The 11,917-nt window shown below is 68.7% G+C and carries 13 protein-coding genes; 9 read left to right on the top strand and 4 right to left on the bottom strand.

Features of this window, described 5'->3' with window-relative positions; translation table 11 throughout:
- Window positions 1-123, top strand: a 123-nt coding sequence (locus DQP58_RS23265; RefSeq protein WP_133259423.1) for a PPE family protein, SVP subgroup, incomplete at its 5' end; no start/stop codon positions are given.
- Window positions 124-149: 26 nt separating this feature from the next.
- Here the strand turns inward: DQP58_RS23265 and DQP58_RS23260 are convergent.
- Genes DQP58_RS23260 through DQP58_RS23245 form a run of 4 tightly spaced genes read right to left on the bottom strand, consistent with a single transcriptional unit; the run spans window position 150 to window position 4,925 of the window.
- A complete protein-coding gene (locus DQP58_RS23260) occupies window positions 150-1,733 on the bottom strand; it encodes an HNH endonuclease signature motif containing protein (RefSeq protein ID WP_112710520.1) in 1,584 nt (527 codons plus the stop codon).
- Window positions 1,734-1,765: 32 nt separating this feature from the next.
- Window positions 1,766-2,779 carry a zinc-binding dehydrogenase gene (locus tag DQP58_RS23255; RefSeq protein WP_112710519.1) on the bottom strand — a complete coding sequence of 338 codons (1,014 nt, stop codon included), beginning with the start codon at window positions 2,777-2,779 and terminating at the stop codon, window positions 1,766-1,768.
- Window positions 2,779-3,966, bottom strand: a complete 1,188-nt coding sequence (locus DQP58_RS23250; RefSeq protein ID WP_112710518.1) for an LLM class flavin-dependent oxidoreductase — start codon at window positions 3,964-3,966, stop codon at window positions 2,779-2,781. Before DQP58_RS23250 ends, DQP58_RS23255 begins: the two co-directional genes overlap by 1 nt.
- Window positions 3,963-4,925 carry an alpha/beta fold hydrolase gene (locus DQP58_RS23245; protein ID WP_205869521.1) on the bottom strand — a complete coding sequence of 321 codons (963 nt, stop codon included), beginning with the start codon at window positions 4,923-4,925 and terminating at the stop codon, window positions 3,963-3,965. The genes DQP58_RS23250 and DQP58_RS23245 overlap by 4 nt, the downstream gene beginning before the upstream one ends.
- A 102-nt stretch (window positions 4,926-5,027) precedes the next feature.
- Here DQP58_RS23245 and DQP58_RS23240 point away from each other — a divergent pair, with 102 nt between their 5' ends.
- The 8 genes from DQP58_RS23240 to DQP58_RS23205 form a co-directional block, all read left to right on the top strand.
- Window positions 5,028-5,441, top strand: coding sequence for a VOC family protein (locus DQP58_RS23240; RefSeq protein ID WP_112710516.1), 414 nt, complete (start codon window positions 5,028-5,030; stop codon window positions 5,439-5,441).
- Between the two features lie 196 nt (window positions 5,442-5,637).
- Window positions 5,638-8,070 (top strand): ATP-dependent zinc metalloprotease FtsH, encoded by a 2,433-nt coding sequence (gene ftsH, locus DQP58_RS23235; RefSeq protein WP_112710515.1) that lies wholly within the window; start codon window positions 5,638-5,640, stop codon window positions 8,068-8,070.
- Between the two features lie 16 nt (window positions 8,071-8,086).
- Window positions 8,087-8,701: a GTP cyclohydrolase I FolE gene (gene folE / locus DQP58_RS23230; RefSeq protein ID WP_066879442.1), complete on the top strand. Its 615-nt coding sequence runs from the start codon at window positions 8,087-8,089 to the stop codon at window positions 8,699-8,701.
- Window positions 8,698-9,549: a dihydropteroate synthase gene (folP, locus tag DQP58_RS23225; RefSeq protein WP_112710514.1), complete on the top strand. Its 852-nt coding sequence runs from the start codon at window positions 8,698-8,700 to the stop codon at window positions 9,547-9,549. The genes folE and folP overlap by 4 nt, the downstream gene beginning before the upstream one ends.
- Window positions 9,542-9,943 carry a dihydroneopterin aldolase gene (folB, locus tag DQP58_RS23220; protein WP_112710513.1) on the top strand — a complete coding sequence of 134 codons (402 nt, stop codon included), beginning with the start codon at window positions 9,542-9,544 and terminating at the stop codon, window positions 9,941-9,943. Before folP ends, folB begins: the two co-directional genes overlap by 8 nt.
- 52 nt (window positions 9,944-9,995) lie before the next feature.
- Entirely contained in the window at window positions 9,996-10,541 is a 546-nt protein-coding gene (folK, locus tag DQP58_RS23215; protein WP_112710512.1) for a 2-amino-4-hydroxy-6-hydroxymethyldihydropteridine diphosphokinase, read from the top strand.
- Complete coding sequence (locus DQP58_RS23210) at window positions 10,541-11,017, top strand: DUF3180 domain-containing protein (protein ID WP_112710511.1); 477 nt, start codon at window positions 10,541-10,543, stop codon at window positions 11,015-11,017. Before folK ends, DQP58_RS23210 begins: the two co-directional genes overlap by 1 nt.
- Window positions 11,018-11,091: 74 nt before the next feature.
- Window positions 11,092-11,917, top strand: an 826-nt coding sequence (locus DQP58_RS23205) for a DUF6779 domain-containing protein (RefSeq protein ID WP_346427289.1), incomplete at its 3' end; no start/stop codon positions are given.

Raw genomic sequence — 11,917 nt, 5'->3', positions numbered from 1 at the left:
GCGGTGGGTGGCGTCCCGATGGTTCCCACCGGCGGGGCCGGGCGCGGCACCGCGGCCCACCTTGTGGCGCCCCGATACGGTTTCAAGCCCACCGTCATCGCACAACCCCCGGCGGGCGGCTGATCCGAAGTCGAAAAGCTTGCGATGAATCAGAAGGGCGGTTCGTCCGGTAAGGGTTGCGGCGCCGGCTCGTCGGGCACCCAATCGCTCGGCAATTCCTCCGGTTCTCGGGGATCGTTCACCCAGGCGCAGAATGGGCTGGTGCTAGGCGTGCCCTTGAAAAGGAACAGCATGTCGCGCATGTGGTTTCGGAATTTGCGCGACGCGATTTCGTCCGCGCGGGCCCGTGCTAGCCGCGATCGGGCTTCATTGATCGGCCGGGCGTCGCGGTTGTGCTTGCGAGCGTACGCAATCCGCGCGCTTCGCTGCTGCGACCGGCCTCGCTTCCTGGGCGCGGGCGCAGCGCATGCCGGACCACGCGGCTGTGGGAACAGGTCGGCCCCGGCGGGCGAGGTCCGGTAAATCCGCCCGCTCGGCGACGTCCACACCACGGTGCCATCGGCAAGTTGCAGGTCACGCCAGCCGCCGAAGGTTTTGAGTCGATGATGTTGGCGGCACAGGCATTTCAGATTTTCCGCGGTGGTCTGCCCGCCCGCCGTCGGATTTTGGTGGTTGAACGGGACGGTATGGTCGACGTCGCACACCATTGCCGGTCGGCTGCATCCCGGGAACCGGCAGGTGAGGTCGCGGCACCGGACGGCCCGCTCCAATGCGGCGGACGGTTGATAACGCAAGGCCTCGACCGGACTGGTAAGCGGATTGGCGATGAGTATCGATGCGGCGGCGGCCAATTGGCGTACCTGCTCGGCGTCGATGACGCCGTAGCCCTCCAGATAGCCGGGCAAGGCGCCGTCGGCGTTCACAGTCTGTTCGCTGGCCACCACGTTGATGACTACCCGCGCCCCGGCCCGATCGTCATCAGCATCGTGAGCGCTCGCACGGGCCGGACACTCCGGTCGCCCGCAGGCGCAGGCCAATCCGCGGCCCTCGCTCAATGCCGCCAGCGCGTCGGCCCGGCGCTGATCGAATGTCCGGGGGTCGGCCGCACACACCTGCTTGGCGAGCTGTGAGAGCCGGCGGTCAAAGGCGGCCGCCGCGGCCGCGGCGACCGAGCCGTAGATCTCGGCCATCCCGTCCTCTTTGGCACGGATTGCGACGTGGCGGTCATCCTCGGCGGCCAGGCGCCGCTCACGGGCCGCGTCGGGATCGCAGGAGCGCACGGCGGCGTCGACCGCGTTGACGATCCGCTGCCGCGACCAGCCATGCCAATTGCCGATGCGGCCGGCCAGCGATCGGTCGAGCTTGGCCAGTGTTTCCCCGTCGGTGACCAGGTCGGTGCGGGTGATGATCAATCGCACTGTGCGCCAATCCGTTCGGCCTTCGGCCAGCAGGGCGGCGACGCTGGGCAGCCTGGTGTCGAGCGCCTCCGCATACGACACCAGGTAGCTGGCTCCCGCGGGCGAGAGGTTCATCGCGGCGGCGACCTCGGCGGCGGTCTGCTCGAAGCCGTCGATCTCCGCATACTCGGGTTCCGGCCGCGCGGGGGTGGCCACCCGGTGGCGGAGCAACGCCGCAACCGCCGCCAGGCGACGGGCCAGCAGTATCGATTCCTCCCGATGGGTGGACTCGATCACCTCCACCAACGCGGCGGGATCCGTCGGTAACTCGAACATATGTTCGATTATAATCGGAGCCCCGACAAGCCTTAGGGCGTGACGAGGATCTTGCAGTGCCGCTCGGGGTCGGCGAGGTCGTCGAATGCCGCGCCCACCCCGTCGAGGCCGACCTCGCCGGTGATCAGCGGGCTGACGTTGATGTCGCCCTCGGCCAGGGCGCGCAGCGAATCGCCGAACTCGTCCGGGGTGTAGGCGAGCACGAATTGCACGTTGATCTCTTTGGCGATCGCGAAGAACGGGTGCACCGTGTCGGGTTGCATGCACACGCCGGCCACCACCAGGCGGGTACCGGGCCGGGCCCGCAGCATCACGTCGTCGATGATGCCGGGCACACCGACCGCCTCGAACACCACCGCGGGCTTGACGGTGTCGAAGGGTGAACCTTGCGCCGGATCCAGCGTCTGGTGGGCGCCCATCGCGGTGGCCAGCTCGCGGCGCTTGGGCGAAAAGTCCGAAGCCACAATGGTTTCGACGCCTTTGGCCCGAAGCGCGGCGATGATGGCGATCCCGATCGGGCCGCAGCCGAGCACCAGGGCCGTCTCGGCGGGCGCGATGTTCGACTTGTTGACCGCGTGCAGCCCCACCGCCATCGGCTCGGTGAGCGCGGCGTGCTTGAGGTCCAGCCCGTTGGGGATCGGCAGCAGCAGCGGCGCCGAGAGCAGCATCCGTTCGGCGTAGCCGCCGATGGTGCTGTTGCTGTAGACGATCGGATCGACGCCCTTGGCGGACAACAGCACCGGCAATGAGGTCACCATGGTGCCCGGCGGATGGGTCTCGGTGTCTGGCCCGGCTTCCAGTATTTCGGCGCTGAACTCGTGACCCATGAAGATGTCGTGGCTCAGGTCGACGTGCATGCCGCCCGTGCCGCCGGCCACCCGGTCGCTCATTTCCAGCACCTGCGCGCCGTGTGCGGCGAAATGCAGGTCGGAGCCGCAGATTCCGCATGCCCGCACGCCCACCAGTACCTGACCGGCCTCCGGTATCGGGTCGGGCACGTCGTCGCGATAGACCATGCGGCCGCCCCGCAACACTGCCGCGCGCATCAGTGCACCGCGTCTTTCTGCTCGTCGACGTGCTCGGTGATGGCCTTGACCACGGCCTCGCCCGCCCGGCCGATCAACTGGTCGCGCTTGGCCTTCGCCCAGTCGTGCGACGACCGCGACGCCTCGAGCTGTCGTTTGAAGTGCGGAATCACCTTGCGCGCCATCAGGTCATAGCTGTGGTACGTCGCCTGCGGTGAGGCCCAGTCGTGTCCGAGCATCAGCAGCGTGCCGAAGCCGCCTGAGCGGTCGAGCAGGTCCTCGATGTGAGCGATGGCGTCCTCTGGGGTGCCGATGCAGCAGTTGCCCTTGGCCGCGTAGTCTGCGACGAATTCGTGCGGCGTCTGGGTGCCTTCCACGCTGTTGGCCAGCGGCACGAATCCGGCGGCGCCAAAGTAATTCGCGAAATCCTCTAACCCATAGGTGCAGTCGTCGATGGCCTGCTCACGGCTGTCCGCGACGTGCATGATGCTCAGGACGCGCCAGTCGGCACGGTCGGGTTCGTCGCGGCCGGCCTTGGCGGCCTGTTCGCGGACCACGTCCCAGGTGGTCTCCAGCGCGGCGTAGCCGCCGGGCACCGACATCGACAGCGACAGCAGCGAAGTGCCGAGTGCGCCGGCCAGCCGCGGTCCCGACGGCGAAATCATTGCCGCCGTGGATATTTCGGGATAAGGCCAGGTGTAGGGCCGGATGTGCAATTGCGCGTCGCGCAGGGTGAACCAGTCCGAGTGCCGGTCGATGCGTTCGGTGGGTGCCGCGCGGAACAGCGCCAGGATCGCCTCGAGCGACTCCTGCATCATCCGGCGCTGCTCGATCGGGTCGATGCCCATCATGTAGGCGTCCGAGGGCAGGGCGCCCGGCCCCGTCCCGAACATCACCCGGCCGCGGGTCAGGTGGTCCAGCAGCACCCAGCGATCGGCCACCATGAGCGGATGGTGGTAGGGCAGCGACACCACCCCGGTGCCCAGTCGGATGTGTTTGGTTCGCTCGGCCGCCGCGGCGATGAACACCTCCGGACAGGCGATCAACTCGTAGCCACCGGAGTGGTGCTCGCCGAACCACGCTTCGTCGAACCCGAGCCGATCCAGCGCGACGACGCGTTCCATGTCGTATTCCAGTGCCACCGTGGGAGATTGGCCGACGGGGTGAAACGGCGTGATAAAGACTCCGAAACGCAGGGGCGCACTCATTGCAGCTCCAATCCGTTGAGGAATTCCAGTAAGGCCGCATTCACCTCGTCGGGGCGCTCCTGCTGCAGCCAATGCCCGGCGCCATCGATCATCACCTCTCGGTACGGACCGGAGATCGCGTCGGCCGCGCGGTCGGTGCTGGTGAACGACAGGACGGGATCGGCCGTCCCACCGATGAACAAGCTCGGGACCGGGATCTTCACCCCGTCGAGTTCGGGGGTGGTCTCCCAGTTGCGGTCGAAATTGCGGTACCAGTTCAGCCCGCCCGTGAAGCCGGTGCGGGAGAACTCGGCGATGTAGTGGTCCAGTTCGTCCTGGGTTATCCAGTCGGGCAGTCCGTCCGGCTCGGGAAGGCGGTCGACGAAGCCTTCCGGACCGGGGGTGGCCATCCGCACCAGCGCATCCTTGCCGTCGGCCCGCAGGCTGCCGATCATGCGACGGATCACCCGGGCGGGATCGGCGTTCAATTCGGCGTCGGCGACACCGGGCTCCTGGAAGTACAGGATGTAGAAGAAGTTCTCGCCGAACATCTTGCCCCACGCCTTCGTCGGCGCCACATGTGGACGCGGCGTCACCGGCACGCTCAGCGCGGCGACGGCGGCCACCCGATCCGGATGCAGCAGCGGGGCGTTCCACACCACGGCGGCGCCCCAGTCGTGCCCGACCCACACGGCGCGCTGCGCGCCGACGTCGTCGAGCAGGCCGACCAGATCGGCCGTCAACTGGTGGATGTCGTAGGCGTCGACGCCGTCCGGACGATCCGAACCGCCGTAGCCGCGCTGATCGGGCGCCAGCACGTGATAGCCGGCACCGGCAAGGACGGATATTTGATGGCGCCAGGAGTAGGCCAGTTCGGGGAAGCCGTGCGCCAGGAGCACTACGGGCGCGCCACGTTCGCCCGCTTCGATCACCCGTAGCCGCACACCATTGGTATCTACTAACCGTTCGGTTGGGGGCACCGTCCCACCAAAGCACAACCGCTGCTGGCTGAGAAGGCCCCGACCCCGTTCGGCTTAGCCGAATAGCGGCCCCATGGGCCGAAGCGGGGAATACTCGACTCGATGCGACTCGACCATGTGGTGCTCTGGACGAAAAGCCCGCCGATCTCGATGGACTTCTACACCCGCGTCGTCGGGCTCGAGCCCGTCCGGTTCGACGAATTCGAGGCCGGCGAGGCGCCGTTTCCGAGCGTGCGGATCTGCGCGGACTCGATCATCGACTTGATGCCGGCCGAAAGCGTCTCGGCCACCGAGACTCTGACCCGCGTCGAGGGCAGCGCCGGGCACCCGGTCAACCACGTCTGCCTGGCGCTGTCGAAGGTCGAATACGACGCGCTGGACCGGCGGCTACAGGCCGAGGGCGTGGACACCGGCGCGCGGCTGAACCAGAGCTTCGGCGCCCGGGGCTGGGCGCCGCAGGGGTACTACTTCGCCGATCCGGACGGCAACGTCGTCGAGGCCCGCTACTACGAGTAGTCGGGAACTGCCGGTCGTTAACTGAGCAGGACGGCGAAGACCCGTCCCCCGCAAGTGGGCGGGCCCACACCGAAGGTAGGGGAGTGCCGCCGGCGCCCCGGCTCTGCCGGAGCTGGCGATCTCCGCTAGCGGTAGCCTGGACTTTTCCAGCTGCGTGTATATCGGGGAAGGACCTGGCCGGCAAGGCCGATGATTGATGAACCGGAAAAACGTGATTCGCACCATCACGGCGATCGCTGTCGTGGTGCTGCTCGGTTGGTCGTTCTTCTACTTCAGCGACGACACCCGCGGCTATAAGCCCGTCGACACCTCCGTGGCGATGTCCCAGATCAACGGTGACAACGTCAAGAGCGCGCAAATTGACGACCGTGAACAGCAACTGCGACTGACCCTGAAGAAGGGCAACGGCGACACCGACAATTCCGACAAGGTCATCACCAAGTTCCCGAGTGGCTACGCGGTCGACCTGTTCAATGCGCTGAGCGCCAAGAACGCCAAGGTCAGCACCGTCGTGAACCAGGGCAGCATCCTGGGCGAGTTGCTGGTCTACGTGCTGCCGCTGCTGCTGCTGGTCGGGCTGTTCGTGATGTTCTCCCGCATGCAGGGCGGCGCCCGGATGGGCTTCGGATTCGGCAAGTCGCGCGCCAAGCAGCTCTCCAAGGACATGCCCAAGACCACCTTCGCCGACGTCGCCGGCGTCGACGAGGCGGTCGAGGAGCTCTACGAGATCAAGGACTTCCTGCAGAACCCCGGCCGCTACCAGGCGCTGGGCGCCAAGATCCCCAAGGGTGTGCTGCTCTACGGCCCGCCGGGGACCGGGAAGACGCTGCTGGCCCGCGCGGTTGCCGGGGAGGCGGGGGTTCCGTTCTTCACGATCTCGGGCTCTGACTTCGTGGAGATGTTCGTCGGCGTCGGCGCGTCCCGCGTGCGTGACCTGTTCGAGCAGGCCAAGCAGAACAATCCGTGCATCATCTTCGTCGACGAGATCGATGCGGTGGGCCGCCAGCGCGGCGCGGGCCTGGGCGGCGGGCACGACGAGCGCGAGCAGACGCTGAACCAGTTGCTGGTCGAGATGGACGGGTTCGACCCTCGCGCGGGCGTCATCCTGATCGCGGCCACCAACCGGCCCGACATCCTGGACCCGGCGCTGCTGCGTCCCGGCCGCTTCGACCGCCAGATCCCGGTCTCCAACCCGGACCTGGCGGGCCGCAAAGCGGTGCTCGAAGTGCACTCCAAGGGCAAGCCGATCGGCCCGGACGCCGACCTCGCCGGGCTGGCCAAACGCACCGTCGGCATGACCGGCGCCGACCTGGCCAACGTCATCAACGAGGCCGCGCTGCTCACCGCCCGCGAGAACGGCACCGTCATCACCAGCGCCGCGCTGGAGGAAGCGGTCGACCGAGTGATCGGCGGGCCGCGCCGCAAGGGCCGCATCATCAGCGAGCAGGAAAAGAAGATCACCGCCTACCACGAGGGCGGGCACACGCTGGCCGCCTGGGCGATGCCCGACATCGAACCCATCTACAAGGTGACCATCCTGGCCCGTGGTCGCACCGGCGGTCACGCGGTGGCGGTGCCGGAGGAAGACAAGGGCCTGCGGACCCGCTCGGAGATGATCGCTCAGCTGGTGTTCGCCATGGGCGGGCGCGCCGCCGAGGAGCTGGTCTTCCGGGAGCCGACGACCGGCGCGGTGTCCGACATCGAGCAGGCGACCAAGATCGCCCGCGCGATGGTCACCGAATTCGGGATGAGCTCCAAACTCGGTGCGGTCAAATACGGTTCGGAGCACGGCGACCCGTTCCTGGGCCGCACCATGGGAACGCAGGCGGACTATTCGCACGAGGTCGCCCGCGATATCGACGACGAGATCCGCAAGTTGATCGAGGCCGCCCACACCGAGGCGTGGGAGATCCTCACCGAATACCGCGACATTCTCGACATTTTGGCGGGCCAGCTGCTGGAAAAGGAAACCCTGCACCGGGCCGAGCTGGAGGGCATTTTCTCCGGTGTCGAAAAGCGGCCGCGGCTCACCATGTTCGACGATTTCGGTGGCCGCATCCCGTCGGACAAACCGCCGATCAAGACGCCCGGCGAGCTGGCCATCGAGCGCGGCGAGCCGTGGCCGCCGCCCACTCCCGAGCCGGCCTTCAAGGCGGCCATCGCGCGGGCCAGCGAGGCGGCCGCCGCGGCGCGGCTGGATGCCGATCGAAATGCCAACGGCGGCAACGGTTCTCATGGCACTCAGGGTGGCAGTAATCGGCAGGGCGATCCGCAGGGTTCCACCCAGCCCGACTACGGGGCCCCCGCCGGCTGGCGCGCGCCCGGATGGCCGCCGCAGCAACAACAGCCGACTTACTGGCATCCGCAGCCCGGGCAGCAGCAGCCGTATTGGCAGCAACCGCCGCGCGGTTACCCGGGCCCCCAGGGCTATCCAGCACCGCAGGGCTATCCCGGCGGTCAGCAAAGTTATCCTGGTCAGCAGGGGGGAGCGGGTCACCCGGGTCAGGCGCACCCGTCGTACCCGCCGTATCCGCCGTATCCGCCGCCCGGCCAACCCGCCCCGGAGGGTGGGTCGCCGGACCGGCAGGATGACGACGTGAGCCGGTCCAACCCGCCGGCTCACGGCTGAGCAAACGGAGGATTCGATGGCCTTACGCGGTTTGGGGCCGGATACCGCGGTGCCCGCGACGCGCGCGTTCGATCAGGAGCGCGCCGAGGCCGCGGTCCGCGAGTTGCTGCACGCGATCGGCGAAGACCCCGACCGGGACGGCCTGCGCGAGACACCGGCTCGCGTCGCGCGCGCCTACCGCGAGATGTTCGCCGGGCTCTACACCGATCCCGACAGCGTGCTGAACACCATGTTCGACGAGGAGCACGACGAACTGGTTCTGGTCAAGGAGATTCCGCTGTACTCCACGTGCGAACACCACCTGGTGGCGTTCCACGGTGTGGCCCACGTCGGCTACATCCCGGGCAACGACGGCCGGGTCACCGGCCTGTCGAAGATCGCCCGGCTGGTCGACCTGTATTCCAAGCGCCCCCAGGTGCAGGAGCGGCTCACCAGCCAGATCGCCGACGCCCTGGTGAAAAAGCTCAACCCGCGTGGTGTGATCGTCGTCGTCGAGGCCGAGCACCTGTGCATGGCGATGCGCGGCGTCCGTAAGCCCGGAGCGGTCACCACCACCTCAGCGGTGCGCGGCCTGTTCAAAACCAACGCGGCTTCTCGAGCCGAGGCGCTCGACCTGATCCTGCGCAAGTGAGTCTGGCGCCCGTGCAGGTAATGGGAGTTCTGAACGTCACTGACGATTCGTTCTCCGACGGCGGTCGCTACCTCGACCCCGACAAGGCGGTGGCGCACGGGTTGGCCCTGGTCGCCGACGGCGCCGACATCGTCGACGTCGGGGGAGAGTCGACCCGGCCCGGCGCCACGCGGATCGACCCCCGGGCTGAAACCGCCCGGGTTATACCCGTCGTCAAAGCGCTTGCGGCTCAAGGCGTCACCGTCAGCATCGACACCATGCACGCCGATGTCGCGCGCGCGGCGCTGTGCGGCGGAGCGCGCATCGTCAACGACGTGTCCGGCGGCCGTGCCGATCCCGCGATGGCGCCCCTGCTGGCCGACGCGAAAGTGCCGTGGGTGCTGATGCATTGGCGATCGGTGTCGGCCGAGCGCCCGCACGCGGCGCCGCAGTACCGCGACGTGGTGGGCGAGGTGCGCGACGAGCTGCTGGCCAGCGTCGACGCCGCGGTGTCCGCCGGTGTCGACCCCAGCCAGCTGATGATCGATCCCGGATTGGGATTCGCCAAGACGGGGCAACACAATTGGGCGCTGCTGCATGCCCTGCCGCTGCTGGTCGCGACCGGCATCCCGGTGCTGCTGGGTGCGTCGCGCAAACGGTTCCTCGGTACGTTGTTAGCCGGGGCGGACGGAGCGCCGCGACCGCCCGACGGGCGCGAGACGGCCACCGCGGTGGTGTCGGCGCTGGCTGCCCTGCACGGCGCCTGGGGGGTGCGGGTGCATGACGTGCGGGCCACGGTCGATGCCCTCAAGGTCGTAGCGGCCTGGACCGGCGGGTCGCACACGGAACTGGCTGGAGACGATGGCTGATCGAATCGAATTGCGCGGCTTGAAGGTTCGCGGACAACACGGGGTGTTCGACCACGAGCGTGCCAACGGTCAGGACTTCGTCGTCGACATCACCGTGTGGATCGACCTCGCCGACGCCGCCGCCAGCGACGAACTGGCTGACACCTATGACTACGCCGCCCTGGCCCGACTGGCCGCCGACGTGGTGGCCGGGCCCGCGCGCAACCTGATCGAAACCGTCGGAGCCCAGATCGCCGACCAGGTGATGGACGACCAGCGCGTGCACGCCGTCGAGGTGGTGGTGCACAAGCCCCAGGCTCCGATCCCGCAGCAGTTCGCCGACGTCGCCGTGGTGGTGCGGCGGTCGCGCCGCGGCGGCCGCGGTTCGGTGGTTCCGGCGGGCGGGGCCCTATGACCCGCGACGACGACGATGACGCCGGCTCGGCCGGCGTCGAGGAGCGGCGCTGATGACCAGAGTGGTGCTGTCCATCGGCTCGAACCTGGGCGACCGGCTGGCCCGGTTGCAGTCCGTCGTCGACGGGCTGGGGGAGACGGTGCGCGCCGTGTCACCGGTGTACGAGACCGACCCCTGGGGCCGGGTGGATCAGGCGCCGTTCCTCAACGCGGTGGTGATCGCCGACGACCCGTCCCGGGACGGGCAGGCCTGGCTGCGGCGCGCGCAGGAATTCGAGCGGGCGGCGGGCCGCGTGCGCGGGGAACGCTGGGGGCCGCGAACCCTCGACGTCGACCTGATCGCCTGCTACGGCCCGACCGAGGTGATCTCCCGGGAGAACAACCTGACGCTGCCGCACCCGCTGGCCCACCTCCGAGCGTTCGTACTCATCCCCTGGCTGGACGTCGAGCCGGACGCGCGGCTGACCCTGGCCGGTGGTCCTCAGCCGGTCGCCGGCCTGCTCACCCAGCTGGAAGCGGCCGACCGGGACGGCGTCCGGCCGACCGACCTGACCCTGCGCCCGAACGGGAAGCCGGCCGATCGGGGACCGACGACCTGATGGGACCCACCCGCAAGCGTGACCTGACCGCCGCGGTGGTGGGCGCCGCCGTGGTGGGATACCTGCTGGTCAAGGGCCTGTACCGGTGGTTTCCGCCGATCACCGTGTGGACCGGCCTGTCGCTGCTGGCGGTGGCCGTAGTCGAGGCGCTGTGGGCGCGCTACGTGCGGGCGAAGATCAGCGAGGGCGAGATCGGCTCCGGCCCGGGCTGGCTGCATCCGCTCGCGGTGGCGCGCAGCCTGATGGTCGCCAAGGCCTCGGCCTGGGTCGGCGCGTTGATGCTGGGCTGGTGGATCGGCATCCTGGTGTACTTCCTGCCCCGCAAATCGTGGTTGCGGGCCGCCGCCGAGGACACCACGGGGACCGTGGTCGCGGCCGTCAGCGCGCTGGCGCTGCTCGTTGCCGCGCTGTGGCTGCAACATTGCTGCAAGTCACCGCAGGATCCGACCGAGCACGGCGAGGGCGCGGAAAGCTAGCACTGGCAAGCCCGGGTGAGAATCGCCGGAGCCACGCGACACGCGGATTGACCTCGCGCAGGTACTCTCAGGCCATGACCGTTCTGTCCCGCGGCGCCCGGGTGCGGCGCGGCGGCCGCAGGCCGGGGTGGGTGCTCTTGACCGCGTTGCTGGTCCTCGCGATGGGGGCCAGCTCCGCATTGGTTTTCACCAATCGGGTGGAACTTCTCAAGCTCGCTGTGATCCTGGCGCTGTGGGCCGCAGTCGCCGGCGCCTTCGTTTCCGTGCTCTATCGACGCCAAAGCGACGCCGATCAGTCCCGCGTCCGCGACCTCAAGCTGGTCTACGACCTACAGCTGGACCGGGAGATCTCGGCCCGGCGTGAATACGAACTGACCGTGGAGTCGCAGCTGCGCCGCGAGCTGGCCTCCGAGCTGCGCGCCCAGGCCGCCGACGATCTGGCCGAGTTGCGTGCGGAACTGTCCGCCCTGCGGACCAGCCTGGAAATCCTGTTCGACACCGACCTGGCGCAGCGCCCGGCGCTCGGGGGAACGCCCGAGGCCGAGCCGCAGCCCGAGCGCGCGTACAGCGAGTGGGATCGCAACGGCGAGAACCCGCGCGACAACCCCGTCGACTGGGTGTCCAGCGACCGCGTGACGTCGGTGCCGCAGGACAACCGCGACGACGCCATCATCGACGTGCCCGAGGAACCGCTGATCCCGCCTCGCCAGCAGCCACCGTCCCGGCGCGAACGGGTCCGCAACCAGTACGAACCGGCGCCGGATCCGGCGTACGCCGAGCAGCCCGCCTACGCCGAGGAGTCCGCGTACGCGCGACCGGCGGAGCAGCGGTTCGAGCCGCGTCAGCACCCGTCATCGCCGCCCGCGGCGCAGTTCCAACCGGAGCCGCAGCCCGAACCCG

Source organism: Mycobacterium colombiense, from assembly GCF_003284975.1.
Taxonomy (GTDB): domain Bacteria; phylum Actinomycetota; class Actinomycetes; order Mycobacteriales; family Mycobacteriaceae; genus Mycobacterium; species Mycobacterium europaeum_A.
The sequence above is the reverse complement of the archived record's forward strand: the minus strand, read 5'-3'. Positions and strand labels throughout refer to the sequence as shown.